The following is a 19907-nucleotide window of genomic DNA, read 5'->3' as shown; positions in this document are numbered from 1 at the left end:
ATCAGTAACATCATTTAGCCAATAATGTCTGCATGCTGGTTTTGCAAGCTATAGATGCACTGCTGCGCAATCTGTTTTTTTTTGGCTGCGGTCATTTCAATATTTTCCCATTTATCCATCTGCTGCAGGAGCCAGATAAAATCATCGACTTTCGGTTCGGCACTTTCCCCAACAAAATTCCGGATGATATTCTTGATCTTGTAAAAGTCATAGACATGCCGCTGGGCGGAACATTCAAACTGAATAATCTGATAGTCTACCAGCATGTCCCATACTTCTGATAAATCACTGCGCTGCTTTAAATCATCCTGCGCTTTTTGTACTGCCTTGACCACTGCCTCTACAGTAAATGGATGCTGTTCTGCCCATTCCTGGGTCATGGCCAAGACTTTATCGGCAACTTTTGGAATGACATTCTGGCTTGCCGCGACGATAAAACTATAGCCTTCAAGTTTGGCCTGAATATTCCAGGGTTCTCCCACGCAAAAGCCATCAAATACCTGTTCTGCGATTCCTTTTACCATGGAAGGCGGTGGAGAGGTCATCAGCTGGATATTCTTGGCCAGTTGTGGATCAGTCAGCGCCAGCCATTCTTTTAAACAGTAATGGTGAATCGAATATTTATAAACATAGGCCAGATTGATGGAATGATTCTGTTGTAAAGCCTGTACCAGTTTCTTTGAGGTATTCTGTTCATCATCCCCAGGCTGGATGCCGAGTTCATAGCACAAATCCTGGCGCAGGCTAATAAAAGCCTGATTCACGCTCAGTACTAGAGGGGTTTGCAAAGCCACCTGTAACTGGTCTGTACCCAGGGCAGCAGCGGGCAGCATGGCAGACAAGCAATGTGCAGCATCCAGAAAGCCATAGGCCAGACGGTCACGCAAACTAGACCAGGAGGCTTCACGGATTAAATTGATGGTTAATCCTTGCTCAGCAAAATACCCCTGTTTTTCGGCCCAGAGAATGGCAACACAATCAAGTAAAGGAATATAGCCAATATTGAGTTCAGTTTTTTCTAATGTGGACATATGCTTTTCCTTATTGGCCCAATAACAGCTTCTGTGCATCCAGTAAGCGTCTGGCCATTTCACCAATGGTAATCCGGTGACTCATGGCATTTTTACGCAATAAAGCAAAGGCTTGTTCTTCCGTTAAGGCATGTAGCTGGATGAGCAGTGCTTTGGCTTTATCAATATCTTTACGATCAATCAGCTTGTCCTGGGTTTCTTTTAAATCATTCAGCAGCTTTTTATGTTTGCGAAACTGTTCAATTGAAATTTCCAGAATGCTTTCTAGTTTGGTGGGATCAATACCATCGACAATATAGGCCGTGATTCCGGCATCAATCGCACTCTTGATGGTGTCTTTATTGGAGTTCTGGGTAAACAGCACGGTCGGGAGTTCATATTGGCTGACACAACTTTCAATAATATCCCGATGCGGATGATCCATATTCAACAGGATCACATCTGCATGAATGCCTTTGACATGTACCATATTCAGGTCATTCAGGATTAAGCAGGCCACCACCTGAAAATCATGTAAAAGCAGGGATTCCTGGATGAATTGGGCACGCTCCAGATCATCATCAATAAGAGCTATTCGTAATTTGGACATGGAATATTTTCAAGTAAGGCCTAAGGAATATTCAAGCACGAATAAAGCAAAAAACATGCCATTAATTTGGTGCATAAAAGTCCGCTGATGTATTCAATTTAGTGCACAACTTAAGGTGCAACAGCCGTCAAGTGTTCAAAATGAAGCATCTGGCTGGATGATTTGTCGTTAATTAGGCGTTTTCTTATTGGAAAAGTTGGCACGATTTATGCTTTTATTAAATCGTCAAAGATGACTTTCAATACTAACAACGGCCAACGATGTCCGTTCTGATCGTAATCGCACTCTCAAGGAGTGTGATTGAAGTTTCGTTCAGCACAGGATAAATGACATGGTCAGTTGTTCAGCAATACAAAACGCATCAGCGTTACAACCTTTCGTCCAGCAAGACAAGCAGCCAGGACGCGGTCTTTACAACATATTCAATCAGCAGACATATCAATGCCTAGACTTGATATGTGGCTTTTTATCATCTTTAAAAAAACAGTAATTGGAGTGCAGATATGAAAATTCTCATGATTGGGCATGGCATGGTGGGGCATAAATTCATCGAATCTGTACTTGAACAGGCCGGTGATGACGTCGAGTTGACCATTTTGGCGGAAGAGCCGCATTTGGCTTATGATCGGGTACATTTAACTGAATACTTTAGCGGCAAGACAGTTAAAGACATCAGTCTTTGTCGTAGTGATTTTGCCGATGCTTATGGCATTGACTTACGTTTGAATACCCGCGCAATTGAGCTGGATCAGCTGAATAAAACGGTCACAACCAACCACGGCGATGTACTGAGTTTTGACAAGCTGATTCTCGCTACCGGTTCTTATGCTTTTGTTCCACCGATTCCGGGCAACGACCGTCAGAACTGTTTTGTTTACCGCACCATTGAAGACCTGGATGCCATTCGTGCGGCCAGCCTGAATGCAAAAACAGGCGTGGTGATTGGTGGCGGCTTGCTAGGGCTGGAAGCAGCAAAAGCCCTGCGAGATCTGAATCTGGAAACCCATGTGGTAGAGTTTGCGCCACGTCTGATGGCGGTACAGATTGATGATCTAGGTGGTCGTGTATTACGTTCCAAAATCGAAGATCTGGGCGTGAAAGTACATACCCAGAAAGCAACGTCGTCTATTGAAGATGGTGCAAATGCCAACCATGTCATGAAGTTCGGTGATGGCGCTGAACTGGAAACCGATATCATCCTGTTCTCGGCCGGCATTCGTCCGCGTGATGAACTGGCGCGCCAAAGTGGTTTACTGATTGGTGAGCGTGGCGGCATCATCATTAATGATTATTGCCAGACCTCACATCCGGACATTTATGCCATTGGTGAATGTGCACTTTGGGACAATAAAATTTATGGTCTGGTTGCACCAGGCTATGACATGGCGCGGATCGCGGCAAAACATGTCCTAGGCCAAGAAAGTCATGCATTCGCTGGTGCGGACATGAGTACCAAGCTCAAACTGATGGGCGTGGATGTTGCTTCTATTGGTGATGCACATGCCATGTCCCCAGGTGCTTTGAGCTATTTCTATGCTGATGAAGCCGCGCAGGTTTATAAAAAAATCGTGGTGTCAGCAGATAAGACCAGGCTGCTGGGCGCGGTGCTGGTGGGCTGTGCCAAAGAGTATAGCGATCTTTTACAAATGATGCTGAATGGTCTGGCTGTACCGGAGCAACCGGAAAGCCTGATCATGCCGGGCTTTGATCAGTCAACCTCCAAATCGGGTGGTAGTGGCATCGATTTATTGCCTGACAGTGCGACCATCTGTTCATGTAATAACGTTTCCAAAGCTGATATCTGTTCAGCCATTGATGGCGGTGCAACTTCATTGGGTGCATTGAAAAAATGCACCCAGGCTGCAACGGCGTGCGGTGGCTGTGCGCCACTGGTAACGCAGGTTCTCAAATCCGAATTACAACGTCAGGGTGTCACGGTGAACAATCACCTGTGCGAACATTTTGCCTATTCGCGTCAGGAACTGTATCACCTGGTACGCGTGCATGAAATCAAGACTTTCTCTGACCTGATTCAGCAACATGGGCACGGCATGGGCTGTGATATCTGCAAACCGACTGTAGCCAATATTCTGGCATCCTGCTGGAATGACTTTGTCCTAAAACCTAGCCATGCCGGTTTGCAGGATAGCAACGACTACTACCTCGGCAATATCCAGAAAGATGGTTCCTATTCGATTGTGCCACGTGTGGCAGGCGGCGAGATTACCCCGGATGGTCTGATTACCATCGGTCAGATCGCCAAAGATTATGGTCTATATACCAAAATCACGGGCGGACAACGAATTGACATGTTTGGTGCGCAGGTACATCAACTGCCTGAAATCTGGGAAAAACTGATCAATGCCGGTTTCGAATCTGGACATGCCTACGGCAAATCCTTACGTACGGTGAAATCTTGCGTGGGCAGTACCTGGTGCCGTTTTGGAGTCGATGATTCTGTCGGCTTGGCGATTTTTCTGGAGAACCGTTATAAAGGCCTGCGTTCACCACATAAAACCAAAATGGCAGTATCTGGCTGTACCCGTGAATGTGCAGAAGCACAGAGCAAGGATGTCGGTGTCATTGCCACGGAAAAAGGCTGGAATCTGTATGTATGCGGCAATGGCGGCATGAAACCGCGCCATGCTGAACTGCTCGCCTCGGATCTGGATACTTCCACACTGATCAAATATATCGACCGCTTTTTTATGTTCTATATCCAGACGGCAGACCGTCTGCAACGTACCAGCGTGTGGCGTGACAATATGGAAGGCGGGCTGGACTATCTGAAAGATGTCATTGTGCATGATTCACTGGGTATTGCTGCTGAACTGGAAAGTCGTATGCAGCATGTGATTGGTACGTATCAGGATGAATGGCGCAGCGCGATTGAAGATCCTGAAGTGCGCAAACGCTTTAAGACTTTTATCAATGCCAAAGCAGCCGAGCAGAATGACCCGCATATTCAGTTTGCGCCTGTGCGTGGCCAGATTCGTCCAAAGACAGAAGCTGAACGTGATTTAAACCGTATTCCAGTGGTTGAAGCCTAAATACCACAGTCAGGGAGAATGAAAATGACAATTTTAAAAGACATGAACGAACTGAACTGGTACGAAGTCTGCAATCTGGATGAGATCACTCCGAATACCGGTGTGGCAGCCCTGATTGAAGATCAGCAGATTGCAATTTTTCGCGTGGGTCAGGAACAGCGGGTTTATGCACTCAGCAATCAGGATCCGTTTAGTCTGGCCAATGTCATGGCACGTGGCATTCTGGGTGATCTGCAAGGTGAGCGTGTAGTCGCATCCCCAATTTATAAGCAGCATTTCAGTCTGGTGACCGGCCGTTGTCTGGAAGAACAAGACCAGAAATTACTGGTATTTCCAACCCGAATTGAAAATGGCAAAGTTCTGGTGAGTCCGACTCCACAAAAGACCTATATTTCCAGTAATGGTCAGAACACAGAGCGTTTAAAACTGGTACTGGTCGGAAATGGGCTGGCGGGCATGCGCTGTCTGGAAGACTTGCTGGATATGGCGCCAGATCGTTATGACATTACCGTGATTGGGGAAGAGCCATGGGGCAATTACAACCGGATCATGTTGTCACCGGTATTGTCTGGTGAGAAAAGCTTTGCAGAAATTATGCTGCATTCAGCCGACTGGTATGCCGAAAAAGGCATTCGATTCATCGCTGGAGATGCTGCCAGCTCTATCGACCGTTCACGTAAGCAGGTTCATACCGAAAAAGGTGAAATCGTTGCTTATGATCGTCTGATCCTCGCTACTGGTTCCAAACCCTTTATACCACCAATTTCAGGTGCTGAACTTGAAGGCGTGATTAGCTTCCGGGATATTCAGGATGTTAACCACATGCTGGATTACTGCAAAACCAAGCAAAATGCCGTCGTGATTGGAGGTGGGTTGCTGGGTCTAGAAGCAGCTTATGGACTGAAGCAGCAGGGGATGAATGTAACTGTGCTGCATCTGATGGACCGTATTATGGATCGTCAACTGGATATGAAAGCCAGTCAAATGCTGAAAAAATCAATTGAAGATAAAGGCATCCGAATCATCACTGAAGCCAACACCGAAGAGCTGCTCGGTATAGACGGCCACGTGACTCAACTGCGTTTAAAAGACGGGACAGTGCTGGATGCTGATTTGGTAGTTTTTGCCGTCGGGATTCGACCAAATAAAACTCTGGCTGAACAGGCTGGCTTGCGCTGCAATCGTGGAGTACTGGTGAATGACACCATGCAAACCTATGACCCGAGTATTTATGCAGTGGGTGAATGTATTGAGCATCGTGGTCAGACTTTTGGATTGGTTGAACCCTTATGGGGACAAGCCTTTATCTGTGCGACGCATCTGGCTGAACATGGCCGACTGACCTTTAAGGCACCGACTGTTCCGACCCAACTCAAGGTCAGTGGATGTGATGTCTTCTCGGCCGGAAATTTTGAACCTCAGGATGATTTTGAAGATATCGTGCTGAATGATGAAAAACGTCAAATCTATAAACGGATCATTATCCAGCAGGACAAGGTCATTGGTGCTGTGCTATTTGGCGATACCGAAGATGGAGCTTGGTATGCAGAACTGATTGCGGACCAGACACCAATTAGCAATATCCGCAGCAAACTGCTTTTTGGTCGGGATTTTGCATTCAAAAAGGCAGGGTAATCGGATAAATCTCCTCCAACCCCTCTTGGATAAAGAGGGGAACTTCCCTCCTTTGCTAAAGGAGGGTTGGGGAGAATTAAAGCATTTAAGACATAGAAAAAATTTAAATCAAACCTGTAAAAGCTAGATATCAGCGTTTTGGTGAAACAAGTGAATTTGGATGATTAAGGAGCGCAGCAGCAATGAATAGTATTCCGGTTATGGAACTACATAGCTCTACTGAATCCCAAATAAAAACCACTCAGACGACCTGTCCTTATTGTGGAGTAGGCTGTGGTGTCATCGCGCACGTAAGCCAAACCTCGATGGGTGAAAAGGTTCAGATTGAAGGCGATGTTCAGCATCCTGCGAACTTGGGCAAGTTGTGTATTAAAGGCAGTCATCTTGCCGATACACTTGGCTTAAAAACCCGGCTTCTACATCCGATAACAGGTCGAAAAGAGCAGCGGCAAATAAGCACTTGGGATCATGCCATTTCAAGTATTGCCAATAAATTTCAGCAATGTATTGATCAGTATGGACGTGACAGCATCGCCTTTTATGTCTCCGGCCAGCTTTTGACTGAAGACTATTATGTGGTGAACAAGTTTGTAAAAGGCTATCTGGGTACTGCCAATATTGATACCAATTCAAGACTGTGTATGTCTTCTGCTGTGGCGGCACATAAAGGGGCTTTCGGCGAAGACTTGGTACCGGCCAGCTACACAGATTTTGAGCAGACAGAAATGGTGGTCTTGGTGGGTTCCAATACCGCCTGGTGCCATCCGGTGCTTTATCAGCGCATTATGAAAGCTAAAGAAGAGCGGGATTTATTTGTGGTGGTGATTGACCCGCGCTTTACTGCAACCTGTGAAGCGGCAGACTTACACTTGCCGATTTTACCGGGTCAGGATGTCGCGCTGTTTAATGGTTTGTTGCAGTATCTTCAGCAAAATGGTCATGCCGATCTTGATTTTGTTACGCGACATACGAAAGGTCTGGAGCAGGCGCTTGCCAGCAGCTTGACAGAGTCATCACTTGAAAGCGTGGCAAAACGTACCGGTATTGCTATTGAAAAATTAATCTTATTTTTTCAGAAATTTGCCCAGACCGAAAAAATCATGAGCCTGTTTTCCATGGGCGTAAACCAATCCTCTCAAGGCGTAGACAAGGCCAATAGCATTATCAACTGTCATTTATTGACAGGAAAAATAGGCCAACCCGGTTCAGCACCTTTTTCCATGACCGGACAGCCGAATGCCATGGGCGGACGGGAAGTCGGTGGACTGGCCAATATGCTGGCCAGTCATCTGGATCTGGATAATCCGCAGCATCAGCAACTGGTGCAGGATTTCTGGCAAAGCCCGGTCATCGCGCGGCAGCCCGGATTAAAAGCGGTAGATTTATTTCAAGCGGTTGAAAGCGGGAAAATCAAGGCCATCTGGATTATGGCCACCAATCCGATCGTGAGTTTGCCCGATGCAGATCAGGTTAAACGCGCTCTGGAAAAGTGTGAATTTGTGGTCGTTTCCGATATTTGTCTCGACACCGATACCACGCAATATGCCGATGTACTGTTACCGGCATTGGGTTGGGGCGAAAAAGATGGCACAGTCACCAATTCGGAGCGCCGTATTTCCCGGCAAAAGGCTTTTTTGCCGGCTCCGGGTGAAGCCAAAGCAGACTGGTGGGCCATTTCTCGGGTGGCTCAGGTCTTAGGTTTTCGCGGTTTTGACTTTAGCAATAGCCATGACATTTTTCTGGAACACGCCCGTTTATCTGCCTATCAGAATAGTTCACTTTCGCAACGCGCAGATACACCCAATTTTCGCTATTTCAACCTGCAAGGTTTAACTCATCTCGGTTTTGCGGAATATCAGAATCTGGCATCGATCCAGTGGCCGGTTTGGGATAAGCAAGAAGTTCATCAGGTTGGTCGACTATTTAGTCAAGGCCAGTTTAGCCATGCAGATGGCAAAGCCAGATTGGTGCCAACAGTTGCAGCCGATCCGGTACATGCTATTTCTGCTGAATATCCTCTGATCCTGAATACTGGACGCATTCGCGATCAATGGCACACCATGAGCCGTACCGGATTATCTGCCAGTTTGTCCCAGCATCGTGCCGAGCCTTATTGTGAGCTGCATCCGCAAGATGCACTGAAGTATGGCCTGAAAGATGCCGAGCTGGTCGAGGTGAAATCCGCTTGGGGAAGTTGTGTACTCCGTGTGCAATTTTCACAAAATATACGACGTGGCCAGATTTTTGCACCGATTCACTGGAACGACCAGTTTGCATCCGATGCGCGGATTGGCAAAGTGGTGAATCCCGTGGTTGACCCGATTTCCGGCGAGCCAGAATTTAAGCATACTCCGGTGATGATCCAGCCATTTTATACCCAGTGGCAGGGCGTGCTGTATGTACGGGAAGGCTTTGAGCAGAAAATCCAGACCATGATTAAAAATACGGTGTGGTGGAGCAAAACTCAAACCACTCAGGCCATCCGGTATGAACTGGCAGACCGGCGCAGGTTTTCTGACATCACCGGGCAGATCAAGAGCCTGTTAGCCTTTGATGATGAAAGCTTTGAATGGCTGAATCTCGAAGATCAAACGGCGCATATCAGTCATAGTGTGGTGCTTCAGGATGGCCAGTTAATTGCCAGTTTTTATATCGCACCGGCGGCACTATTGCCAGATCGTGACTGGGTGGCTGGCCTGTTTAGACGTGAACGTCTGAGTGCATTGCATCGTAAAGCATTGCTGGCAGGTCAGGCCATGTCGATGGGAAATAGTGAAGGGGCATTGGTCTGTAGCTGTTTTAAGGTCGGTAAGAACCGAATTATTCAAACCATTAAAGATAAAAATATCACGCATGAAAAACAGGTGACTGCATGTCTAAAAGCCGGAGGAAATTGTGGTTCATGCTTGCCAGAAATTAGAGGCCTGATTAAAGTCTGCCAGACGGAGTGCATAGAATGAAAAGAAAAGCAGTTAAAACGGTATCTTATCCGGAAACTGACGTGGTGATCCTGGCCGGCGGTTTAGCGCGGCGCATGAATGGCATCAATAAATTGCTGCACAAATTTGATGATGAAATCCAGCTCATTAAAATCCATCAGCAGCTGAAGTCCCGGGCAAGCAAAGTCTGGGTCAATAGCCATCGGGATCATTCCATTTATAAACGGATGATTCCTTCGATCGACTTTTATCAGGACGATGAACCCGGCTTTCAGGGACCATTGATGGGCATGAAGAGTGCCTGGTCACATGTACAATCTGATTATGTGCTGTTCGTACCCTGTGATGTGACTTATATTCCCAAAAAGGTCATTTCACGTTTACATCAGGCCCTGCAACGACATCCTTTATCTGAAGTGGCGGTGGTTGAAATCAATGAAAAAGCATTGTTTCCATTCTGTCTGATGAAACGCAGCAGCTTACCCACGCTTATACAACATCTTGAAAATGATCAGCACAGTTTAAAACTCTGTTTTGCTGACATGCACATGCAGCGGGCAAGCTTTAAAAATCGTGCTCTGTTTTTTCACAGTATTAATTCATTTGATGAGCTACAGCAGCATCAACAGCTTAACTTTCTCTAGCATTTAAAATGCTAAAAGCCGAATTACCATATTCTGGCTCATCAAAATATTGCTTTTTTTATTTTTCGAGCAAACTTTCGGACTAAAAAAGAACAAATATCATCCATTAACATTAATTAAAAATAAATTTGTGCAAAGTTGGAACACTTATTGCTCATTCATTGTGAAGAAATAGGGCAGTAAATCAAGACTGTTAAATAACCGTGCAGATCTCATCATGGACCGTAGCAATGAACAGCATGACAGCTTTAGCACCTCGCAGTATCTTTCAGGATCAGTTTGGACGCCAGAAACGTAAGTTGCGGATCTCGGTGACTGACCGCTGTAATTTCAAATGCAGCTATTGCATGCCTGAACATCCGGAATGGATGAATAAAAAAGATTTGCTCAGTTTTGAAGCCCTGTATGCTTTTTGCGAGTTTATGGTGCGACACGGGATTGAGCAGATCCGGGTGACGGGGGGCGAACCGTTGATGCGCCAAGGCATCGTTCATTTTATTGCCCGCTTACAGACGCTGAAAGCTCTTGGCCTGAAACGTATTTCCATGACCAGTAATGGCCATTATTTAAAAGATTATGCTCAAGCGCTTAAACAGGCAGGACTGGATGATCTGAATATTAGTCTGGACAGTCTTGATCCAAAGCAGTTTCAGCAACTGACCCAAAAACAGTTACAGCCTGTACTTCAGGGCATTTCTGCCGCGCAGCAGGCAGGGTTGTCCGTCAAGATCAATAGTGTGCTCATCAAAGGCATCAATGACAATCAGATTATTCCTTTGGTGAAATGGGCACAGCATCAGGCTGTAGAGCTGCGTTTTATTGAGTTTATGCCCCTTGATGGCGATCAGAAATGGAATCCGTCTGATGTCATCAGTGAGCAGGACATCCTGGATCAACTGAAAACCGAATTTGATGTCCAGGTATCCCCAAGACAAGGCGCCAATCCAGCCCGTGGCTATCTGGTCAATGGGCAGTCTTTGGGGATTATTTCCACCATTACCCATTCATTTTGCGGTGATTGTGATCGCCTGCGCCTCAATGCCCAAGGTGAATTTTATAACTGTTTGTTTGCCAGACAAGGCCTGAACCTTAAGGCAGATATCGAACAACTGGCGCTGAATCATTTCGCCACACAGACATTTCAGCACAAGCTCCACGCTTATATCTGGCATAAAGAAGCCGGTTTCCATGCGATCCAGCAATCACAAATACAAAAGCCGATCCGAAAAATCAGCATGCACAGCATTGGAGGATAAATATGTCACTCACTCAGCAAAAATTAATTCATATCAAAATAGAAGCCTTCGGTGCGATTGAACGACAAATCCCCGCAGATTTGAGTTTGCAATGTGAGTCTGAAGTTCAGGTTTCTGCAGTTCTGAATCAGTTGCTATCCCTCTATCCTGATGCAGAGCACATGCTGGAACGCTGCGCCTGTGCAATCGGTGAAGATATCATTTCCAGACAGAATGTTTTAAATGGGGACAGTACACTGGTGCTGTTATCGCCGGTAGCAGGAGGCTGAGATGCAACTCAAACCATTAAAACAATTTGCCCGAATCCAGCAGACTGCTTTTAGGATGGAGGATTTTGATGGTATTCAGCACTTTCCGGAATGTGGTGGAATCGGCATCTTTGTCGGAACAGTACGTAACCATCATCAGGGGAAAGCTGTGCGTGCCCTGAAATATACCGCCTATGCACCTGTGGCTGAAAAAATGATTCGTGAAATTGAACAGCAGATTCAGACCAAATACCAGGTGTCTTATGTGCGGGTGGTGCATCGGACTGGAGAACTGGGGATTGGGGAAACAGCCATTATTGCTATGGCTTATGCGGCCCATCGTCGTGAAGCCTTTGCTGCCTGTGAGGAAGCTGTGGAACGGGTGAAGCATGAAGTTCCGGTCTGGAAAGAAGAGTTTTATATAGATGGTAGCAGCCAGTATGTAGATGGCTGTTGTATTCGAAAAGATCATGGACCTGAAACGGATCATTCTCATCCTGCAGAAGTTGTGCGTTGTCACCATCACCATGTAGCAGCACACACTTGCCAATCACCATCTAATTAAATGCGTCCTACAAAAGAGGATGCATAGCATGAATCACTTTAAACAGATTTTAAAATTACCCCGGGACGAATCATGAAAAATGTAGGGATGAAAGCAGAAAGTTACCGTACTGCTGTTGCGACTGGAATTCTGCATGCACCGCCACATTGCATTGAGTTGCTGCGTAATGGCAATACTGAAAAAGGTGATGCCCTGAAAACAGCACGCATTGCCGGCATTCTGGGTGCCAAACGGACCGATGAGCTGATTCCACTATGCCATCCATTGCCGATTTATCGTGCCGATGTGGAATATGAACTGTTTGATGCACATGTCGAAATTATTGCTACCGTTGAAACTATCGGACCAACTGGTGTGGAAATGGAAGCTTTGACAGCGGTCAGTCTGGCAGGTCTGACCTTGTATGACATGCTGAAACCGCATTGTGAACCTGAAGATTTGTCACTGGATCAATGCAGGTTGCAGCAGAAAAAAGGTGGAAAATCACATTTTACCCGCGTACTTAAAGAGAGTCTGTCCGCTTCAGTGATTGTACTGTCCGATACGGTTGCAGCAGGCAAAAAGCCGGACACTGCCGGACAAAACGTACTGGAAATTTTAAAAGAAGCCAATTTTGATTCTATTAGTTATCAAGTTATTCCCGATAGCCCAGAACAGCTCTTAAACCTGATTGAACAGCAGAAAAATCAGTATCCGCTGATTCTAACTGTGGGCGGTACTGGATTGGGTCCTAAAGACCTGACAGTTGAGACTCTGCAACCTTTGCTGCAACGGGAAATTCCAGGCTTGATGGAAGCTTCACGTAGTTTTGGGCAGAAACGTACACCTTATGCGGCATTAAGTCGTGGCGTGGCTGGCTATATTGAGAACAGTCTGGTGATGACCCTGCCGGGAAGTCGGCAGGGTGCGAAAGAATCCCTGATCGCGGTGCTTCCAGCGTTGGTGCACTTATTTAATGTGCAAAAAAATATTCCACATTCGGGAGGTTATCAATGAATCAGGCACTATCGCATTCAGCCTGCGGTGCTGAGCCGGGACTGATTTCTGTTGATCAGGCGCTGCAAATGATACTTGAGCAGACGCATATCTTGGCAACTGAAAGCCTGCCGCTTGCTCAGGCTCTGAATCATTATCTGGCAGAAGCGATTGATTCGGCCATTCCATTGCCGCTGTTTTCACAAAGTGCTGTAGATGGCTATGCGCTCTGCAGTCCAGAAAATATTAGTGCACACAGCACTTTTGAACTCATTGGAGAGATTCGGGCAGGACAAGGCACTGAAATTGAACTGCGGCCAGGTCAGGCGATCCGGATTTTTACTGGTGCCAGGATTCCAGCAGGCACTACAACGGTCGCCCGTCAGGAAATTGTCGAATGCCATGCCAATCAAACCATTATCACAACAGACCTAAAACCTCATGCGGATATACGTGACGCAGGCGAGGAAATCGCACAAGGACAGCGTCTGGCAGATGTAGGACAAAAACTGCATGTAGGTGCAATTGCAGCTTTAAGTATGGCAGGCGTGAAGCAGGTTTTAGTCTATCGTTATCCTAAAATTGCTGTCGTGATTACTGGAGATGAAGTGGTTTCCAGCATTGAGGAGCTGAATTGCGGAAAAATCTTTGATGCCAATGGACCACTGATTCAGGCCTGGTTTCAGTTACAGGGTCACAACGTAGATATTCTGCATGTTTCAGATCATGAGTCTGAGTTGCAAGCATTAATGCATCGTCTTAAAAACCAATACGATGTCATCTTGACCACCGGCGGAGTGTCAGTGGGCGATTATGATTTTATTCGCCCGGTTGCCCTAGATCAAGGTTTTGAGCAGATTTTCTGGAAAGTGAAGCAGAAGCCCGGAAAACCGATGTTATTTGCCAAGTATCAACGAGGCGATAAAAATTGCTGTTACCTTCTGGGTTTGCCGGGGAATCCAGCTGCCGTTTATGTCGGGATGCAAATCTATACGGCAACTTTACTGAATGCCTTACAAGGGCAAAAGGAGTCGCCTGCATGGCTCAGTGCGGTGATGACGCATGATTTGAAAGCGGATGCACGCGAACGTTTTTTAAGAATGGCTGCAGAATTTGATCAGGGTACTTTAAAGCTCAAAAGCCTGGCGAAACAGCAGTCGCATATGTTGAGTAATCTGATGCAGGCCAATTGTCTGGTACGTATTCCGGCAGCAACAGAAATCCAAGCCGGGCATGTGGTACAAGGTTTACTGATTTGAAATGCCTGTCGCAATTCTCAATATTCGAATCACATAGAATGAGAAAGATGGATTTATTCAAAGTTCTACTCACTGGCGTGCTGTTGACTAGCCCCATGCTGTATGCCGAAACAGTTAAAATATATGCCGCAGCCAGCCTGACCAATGCGATTACTGATATTTCCAGACTATATGAGCAACAGCATCAGGACATCCAGATCGTTCCGGTTTTTGCTGCGTCTTCGGTATTGGCGAAACAAATTGCAGCGGGAGCTGAGAGTGATATCTTTTTTTCTGCAGATCTTGAATGGATGCATAATTTACTTAAAAAACAAAAAATTTCGATCGGTCAGATTCGACCTTTGCTCTTGAATGAACTTGTATTGATTAGTCCTATTCAGAAAAAAAATCATTTTAAAATGTCAGCCGACTTTAATTTTGCTAAAGCCTTTCAGGGTTATTTATGTACAGGACAAATGGAATCGGTGCCTGCCGGGAAATATGCCCAGCAAAGCTTAACCCGGTTGGGCTGGTTGAATCCGCTTCGGGGCAGAATTGTCGGTACAGATAGCGTCCGTTCAACTCTCGCATTTGTAGAACGTGGCGAATGTCAGGTCGGCATTGTGTATAGAACTGATGCCTTGATGAGTAAAAAAGTTAAAATTTCAGGAGTATTTCCAGCCAGTACACATCGTCCGATTGTGTATCCAATCGCTTTAACCCGGCAGGGCCAGAAAAATCAGGCAGCAGTCCAATTTTCTGAATTTATCCAGACGAGTCCAAGGGCCAGGCAGATTTTCCAGAAATATGGTTTTAAGCTTAAGGTAGGCTAACTGCTCATGCTTACACCAGAAGAACTGAGTGCCTTAGCGCTTTCAGCCAAAGTAGCGGGCTTTGCCACAGCGGTGTGTCTGCCATTTGCTATCGCCGTAGCATGGTTACTGGCGCGTTATGAATTCAGGGCCAAATTTCTCGTAGAGGCAATATTGCAGATGCCTATGGTGCTACCGCCGGTAGTACTGGGCTATCTTCTGCTCCTGCTATTTGGTCATCAGGGTATGCTGGGGCAATATCTACATAAATGGGGAATTCAGCTGATATTTAACTGGAAAGGTGCGGTACTGGCAGCAATGATTGTGGCATTTCCTTTAATGGTTCAACCAATTCGCTTGTCTTTTCAAATGATCAACCGGCAGTTAGAACAGGTGGCAGGATCTTTGGGCGCCACACCATGGCGGGTATTCTGTAGCATTAGCCTGCCTCTGGCTTTGCCTGGAATTTTAATCGGCAGCATTTTATGTTTCAGCCGCAGTCTGGGAGAATTTGGTGCCACGATTACCTTTGTTGGCAATATTCCAGAAGAAACCCGTACCATTCCCATCGCCATTTATAGCCTGTTACAACAGCCTGATGGAGAAAGTATGGCTATGCGTTTGGTCATTTTATCTCTGATTCTGGCTTTTTCAGCCTTGATTGCAAATTACTGGATCATGCAGAAGTATCAACGTAAATTGGAGGCTTAAGATGAAGTATCAACGTAAATTGGAGGCTTAAGATGCTGAAGTGTGATTTTCAGTTTAATTACGCAAATTTCCAGCTACAGGCCAGTCTGGATATGCAGACACAATTGATTGGTATCGTCGGAGCATCAGGAAGTGGGAAAAGCACCTTTTTAAAAAATATTGCAGGGCTATTAAAACCATCACAAGGCTTTATTCATTTTCAGCAAAAAATACTATTTGATCATCAGCAGAAACTGAATATTCCTGTTCATCAAAGAAAAATTGCCCTGATTTTTCAGCAAGCCTTACTGTTTCCGCATCTGAATGTCATGCAGAATTTGAAATATGCAGAACAGCTAAATATAAAAAATAAAGGTCAGCAGAAATTTACGTTTGAAGACATTGTGGAGTTACTCGAATTAAAGCCACTGCTTCGGTATCGGGCGCATCAGCTTTCTGGTGGACAGGCACAGCGCGTTTCTATCGGTCGTGCACTTTTATCTTCTCCCGATCTATTACTTTTGGATGAACCTTTAAATGGACTGGATCAAAAGCTGAAAAACCAGATTTTACCCTTTCTGAAAATTGTGATTCATCAAACAGATTTACCCATGATTTATGTGACTCATCATATAGATGAAGTGGCGTATTTACAGGCACAACTGCTGCATTTTGAAAAGGGAAAAATTATTTGATCCAGCCCTGCACCGATTTAAACCAGCAATGACTCCGGGCAGGTCATCCTATCGCTGTTTTGCTCATAATTTCTCAGAAGATATCTATTTTTCTCTCTATTTTTAAGAAAGAAAAGTCTAAATTTGAAAGTGAAATAAAAATTATTTTATATAAAAGAATAGTTTATTTTATGTTAAAAATAATCTGGCATGACCTATGCATATATCTAATTAAAGTCAAAGAAGACTCTACATTTGTATGACGGCCAATGACGTCCGTTCTGATCGTTACTGATATGCCTTGTGCATCACAGTGACTTAAATACGTTCAGTTCTGGTAAGGAAATGGCTATGTCTTCAAATACAAGTCTCAATAAAGCAACAAAAATAAGTCTATTTAACTTCAGTAGTTCAGCGATGCGGGCCTTTCATATGAGTTGGCTCGCTTTTTTTGTCTGTTTCTTTGCGTGGTTTGCCTGTGCACCGTTAATGCCAGTGATTGCCGGTGAATTCAGCCTGACCAAAGAGCAGATCGCCAATATCAATATTGCCGCAGTCGCCATTACAATTCTGGTGCGTCTGATCGTGGGGCCGTTGTGTGATAAATACGGTCCGCGTAAAACCTATACCGCCTTACTGATTATTGGCAGTATTCCGGTGTTTGGTGTGGCGTCGGCCAACAGTTATGAATCTTTCTTGTTTTTCCGTTTATTGATTGGCGCCATCGGTGCCAGCTTCGTGATTACTCAATATCATACCAGTATCATGTTTGCGCCAAATGTGGTGGGAACGGCAAATGCAACTACAGCAGGTTGGGGGAATGCCGGTGGCGGTGCAACTCAAGCCCTGATGCCTTTAATGCTGGCTGCTTTGGTGATGTTCGGTGTAGAACAGGCAATCGGATGGAGAATTGCACTTCTGGTTCCGGGTATTCTGATGATCATTGTCGGTGTACTGTACTGGAAATTCACCCAAGACTGTCCACAAGGCAATTTTAAAGAACTCCGTGCTGAAGGTATTTCTGTTGGTAGCGATAAAAAAGGCGGCCTTGCAATCTTGATGCATGCCGCACGTAACTACCGTGTGTGGATTTTGTTTGGAGCTTATGCAGCCTGTTTTGGTATTGAAATTTTCATCCATAACATTATTGCCTTGTACTTTGTCGACAACTTCCAGTTTGGCCTAAAAGAAGCAGGCATGGCTGCCGGGATTTTTGGTTTACTGGCATTGTTTGCCCGTGCCTTGGGTGGCATTGTTTCAGACAAAGTTGCGATTCAAAAAGGTCTGGATGGTCGAACCAAAGTCCTGTTTGCCTTGATCATGCTGGAAGGTCTGTTTCTTATTCTGTTTTCGCAAATGAACAGCGCGACCTTGGCGATCATGGCTATGACCATCTTTGCCTTGTTTACCCATATGGCATGTGGCGCTACCTATGCACTGGTGCCTTTTATCGACCGTGATGCCTTGGGCGGTGTGGCCGGTATTATTGGAGCAGGTGGCAATGTCGGCGCGGTGGCTGCGGGTTTCCTGTTAAAAGGCATGCTGGATATTCAAACCACTTTGATGGTACTGGGTGGCTTGGTGGTGATTGCTGCAAGTTGTGTGTTGATGATCCGTTTCTCTGTCGAGCATAAAGAAAAAGAACAGCGTTTATATGAACAGGCCGTGACTGAACGTCATCTGGCGGAAGTACAGCAATAACACAACACGCCCTGATATAAAATGAATTGACAAAAAGGATAGCAATATCCTTTTTGTTGTTTTTGCTAACGCAATAATAAAATGATGAGCTATATATTCAGGATAGGAAAATATTATTTAAAAAGTACAGAATGGTTGAATTTATCGAATAAAAGTAAAATCATTTATAGTTTATATGTTTAATTTGAGATGAAAAAATTATATATATTTTAATAATGATTTTTAAAAAAATAAATGAATTTAATAAGTGTAGATAAAATAAAAGCCATTTTAATAATGGCTTTTATGCTTATGGTGGAGGATTAATAAGTTTTATAAGGTAAAAACTTTCCGGATAATACGACATTCACCCGATCTCCGTTTGGATTACTCTCACGTTGAATATCCATATTGAAATCAATTGCACTCATAATTCCATCACCAAATTCTTCATGGATCAGTTCTTTAATAGTCATACCATAGACGCTGACAACCTCATACCAGCGATAAATCAGCGGATCTGTCGGCACGCTAGTTGGCAGAGAACCTTTATAGGGTACGATTTGCAACCAGGCGATGGCTTCATCAGTCAATCCAAATATTTCACCAATTTTTTCTGCCTGTTCTTTATTAAAAGCCATCTGACCCAAACATGCGGCTGTCACCCATTCTTTAGAAAGGCCTATTGTTTCAGCGACATCTGCCCATTTGATAGACTTTAAAACTTTCGCTGAAATAATCATGTCTGTCACTTGTTGACGATGGCTAATCATAATCTTCTCCAATAGCTATATTTAAAAAATGACCGCTATAGATAATGCAGAGATTGTGCCAATATAATTATAAGGATGAAATTTTAAAATAATTTGTAGGATTTTTATTAGCCATTTAAAATAAATGGCATGCTATTTGCTTTTATCTATATTAAATATGGCAACGGCGCCATGACACAATTGATCTGTTTGAATAATGCAAGGCAAAGACGCCTAGGGTTGAAATAGACCTTAGGCGTTTTTTATTTGCAAACAGGCAAGTAATTTATATAAAGGGGATAAAAATATGGCTTATCTTGCTCCTGCAGAGTTTGCAAAAAAAGTGGTCGATGCTGGTGAGGCAAAACTTCATATGGCCACGCGTGATGTTTTAATTCGTGCGTTTATGGCAGGCGCAATTCTGGCGTTGGCGGCAGTATTTGCCGTGACGATTGCGGTACAAACAGGGGTGCCACTGATCGGGGCGCTGCTATTTCCAGTCGGTTTCTGCATGTTGTATCTATTGGGCTATGATCTGCTGACTGGGGTATTTGTTTTGACTCCATTAGCCTGGTTAGACAAACGTCCTGGGGTGACGTGGGCCCGTATTTTAAAAAACTGGGGACTGGTTTTTTTAGGTAACTTTGCCGGATGTTTAACCGTGGCAGTGTTGATGGCCGCAGTCTATACCATGGGTTTCGCAGCTGAACCGAATGCGGTCGGGGTGAAAATTGCCCATATTGGTGAGGACCGGACTTTGGGCTATGCCGAATATGGTTTTGCTGGCTGGATGACGATTTTTATCCGCGGCATGCTGTGTAACTGGATGGTGTCACTCGGGGTAATTGGCGCCATGATGTCAACCACAGTCAGCGGAAAATTTATCGCGATGTGGATGCCAATCATGCTGTTTTTCGCCATGGGCTTTGAACATTCAGTGGTGAATATGTTCCTGTTCCCATTTGCCATGATGATGGGTGGTGATTTCTCGATTACAGACTATTTCTTGTGGAATGAATTACCGGTGGCACTGGGTAATTTAGTGGGTGGTCTGGCACTGACAGGTCTGGCACTCTATACCACGCATGTACGTACTGGCGATAAAAAAGAATTCTAATCTGAGCATGAT

17 protein-coding genes are annotated in these 19907 nt (G+C 45.0%); 14 read left to right on the top strand and 3 right to left on the bottom strand.

The features are described 5' to 3' along the window. Window positions 1-14: 14 nt before the first annotated feature. Both FTV42_RS07955 and FTV42_RS07950 read right to left on the bottom strand, forming a co-directional pair. Window positions 15-1031 (bottom strand): CmpA/NrtA family ABC transporter substrate-binding protein, encoded by a 1017-nt coding sequence (locus tag FTV42_RS07955; protein ID WP_180038415.1) that lies wholly within the window; start codon window positions 1029-1031, stop codon window positions 15-17. A gap of 10 nt (window positions 1032-1041) precedes the next feature. Next, window positions 1042-1620 (bottom strand): ANTAR domain-containing response regulator, encoded by a 579-nt coding sequence (locus FTV42_RS07950; protein WP_070154220.1) that lies wholly within the window; start codon window positions 1618-1620, stop codon window positions 1042-1044. A 503-nt stretch (window positions 1621-2123) separates the two neighbouring features. On the opposite strand from FTV42_RS07950, the gene nirB reads away from it, so the two are divergent. From nirB to FTV42_RS07885, 13 genes are all read left to right on the top strand, one after another. Next, on the top strand, window positions 2124-4670 hold the full coding sequence (nirB, locus tag FTV42_RS07945) for a nitrite reductase large subunit NirB (protein ID WP_218946963.1): 2547 nt from the start codon (window positions 2124-2126) through the stop codon (window positions 4668-4670). Between the two features lie 24 nt (window positions 4671-4694). Continuing rightward, window positions 4695-6305 (top strand): nitrite reductase small subunit NirD, encoded by a 1611-nt coding sequence (nirD, locus tag FTV42_RS07940; RefSeq protein WP_180038414.1) that lies wholly within the window; start codon window positions 4695-4697, stop codon window positions 6303-6305. A 182-nt stretch (window positions 6306-6487) separates the two neighbouring features. Continuing rightward, complete coding sequence (locus FTV42_RS07935) at window positions 6488-9265, top strand: nitrate reductase (RefSeq protein ID WP_180038413.1); 2778 nt, start codon at window positions 6488-6490, stop codon at window positions 9263-9265. Beyond that, entirely contained in the window at window positions 9262-9888 is a 627-nt protein-coding gene (locus FTV42_RS07930; RefSeq protein WP_180038412.1) for a molybdenum cofactor guanylyltransferase, read from the top strand. The genes FTV42_RS07935 and FTV42_RS07930 overlap by 4 nt, the downstream gene beginning before the upstream one ends. A gap of 230 nt (window positions 9889-10118) precedes the next feature. Further along, a complete protein-coding gene (moaA, locus tag FTV42_RS07925) occupies window positions 10119-11144 on the top strand; it encodes a GTP 3',8-cyclase MoaA (protein ID WP_180038411.1) in 1026 nt (341 codons plus the stop codon). A 2-nt stretch (window positions 11145-11146) separates the two neighbouring features. After that, window positions 11147-11413, top strand: a complete 267-nt coding sequence (locus tag FTV42_RS07920; protein ID WP_180038410.1) for a MoaD/ThiS family protein — start codon at window positions 11147-11149, stop codon at window positions 11411-11413. Window position 11414: 1 nt separating this feature from the next. Next, complete coding sequence (locus tag FTV42_RS07915; RefSeq protein WP_180038409.1) at window positions 11415-11957, top strand: molybdenum cofactor biosynthesis protein MoaE; 543 nt, start codon at window positions 11415-11417, stop codon at window positions 11955-11957. A 72-nt stretch (window positions 11958-12029) separates the two neighbouring features. Next, window positions 12030-12953, top strand: coding sequence for a bifunctional molybdenum cofactor biosynthesis protein MoaC/MoaB (gene moaCB, locus FTV42_RS07910; RefSeq protein WP_180038408.1), 924 nt, complete (start codon window positions 12030-12032; stop codon window positions 12951-12953). Continuing rightward, entirely contained in the window at window positions 12950-14191 is a 1242-nt protein-coding gene (locus FTV42_RS07905; protein ID WP_180038407.1) for a molybdopterin molybdotransferase MoeA, read from the top strand. The genes moaCB and FTV42_RS07905 overlap by 4 nt, the downstream gene beginning before the upstream one ends. Window positions 14192-14238: 47 nt before the next feature. Further along, window positions 14239-15003 (top strand): molybdate ABC transporter substrate-binding protein, encoded by a 765-nt coding sequence (gene modA, locus FTV42_RS07900; RefSeq protein ID WP_005100278.1) that lies wholly within the window; start codon window positions 14239-14241, stop codon window positions 15001-15003. Window positions 15004-15009: 6 nt separating this feature from the next. Continuing rightward, complete coding sequence (modB, locus tag FTV42_RS07895) at window positions 15010-15693, top strand: molybdate ABC transporter permease subunit (protein ID WP_005100280.1); 684 nt, start codon at window positions 15010-15012, stop codon at window positions 15691-15693. Window positions 15694-15725: 32 nt separating this feature from the next. Further along, the gene (locus FTV42_RS07890; protein WP_180038406.1) at window positions 15726-16367 is read left to right on the top strand and encodes an ATP-binding cassette domain-containing protein; all 642 of its coding nucleotides are present in this window, start codon (window positions 15726-15728) and stop codon (window positions 16365-16367) included. Between the two features lie 330 nt (window positions 16368-16697). Next, window positions 16698-18047 (top strand): MFS transporter, encoded by a 1350-nt coding sequence (locus tag FTV42_RS07885; RefSeq protein WP_180038405.1) that lies wholly within the window; start codon window positions 16698-16700, stop codon window positions 18045-18047. A gap of 302 nt (window positions 18048-18349) precedes the next feature. Here FTV42_RS07885 and cynS read toward each other — a convergent pair whose 3' ends face one another. Further along, on the bottom strand, window positions 18350-18799 hold the full coding sequence (cynS, locus tag FTV42_RS07880) for a cyanase (protein ID WP_180038404.1): 450 nt from the start codon (window positions 18797-18799) through the stop codon (window positions 18350-18352). Window positions 18800-19085: 286 nt separating this feature from the next. Between cynS and FTV42_RS07875 the strand changes: the two genes are divergently transcribed. Further along, window positions 19086-19895 carry a formate/nitrite transporter family protein gene (locus FTV42_RS07875; RefSeq protein ID WP_004280337.1) on the top strand — a complete coding sequence of 270 codons (810 nt, stop codon included), beginning with the start codon at window positions 19086-19088 and terminating at the stop codon, window positions 19893-19895. The last annotated feature ends 12 nt before the right edge of the window (window positions 19896-19907 follow it).

This window comes from Acinetobacter sp. YH16052, assembly GCF_013417155.1.
Taxonomy (GTDB): domain Bacteria; phylum Pseudomonadota; class Gammaproteobacteria; order Pseudomonadales; family Moraxellaceae; genus Acinetobacter.
This window is presented reverse-complemented; position numbering and strand designations above follow the sequence as displayed.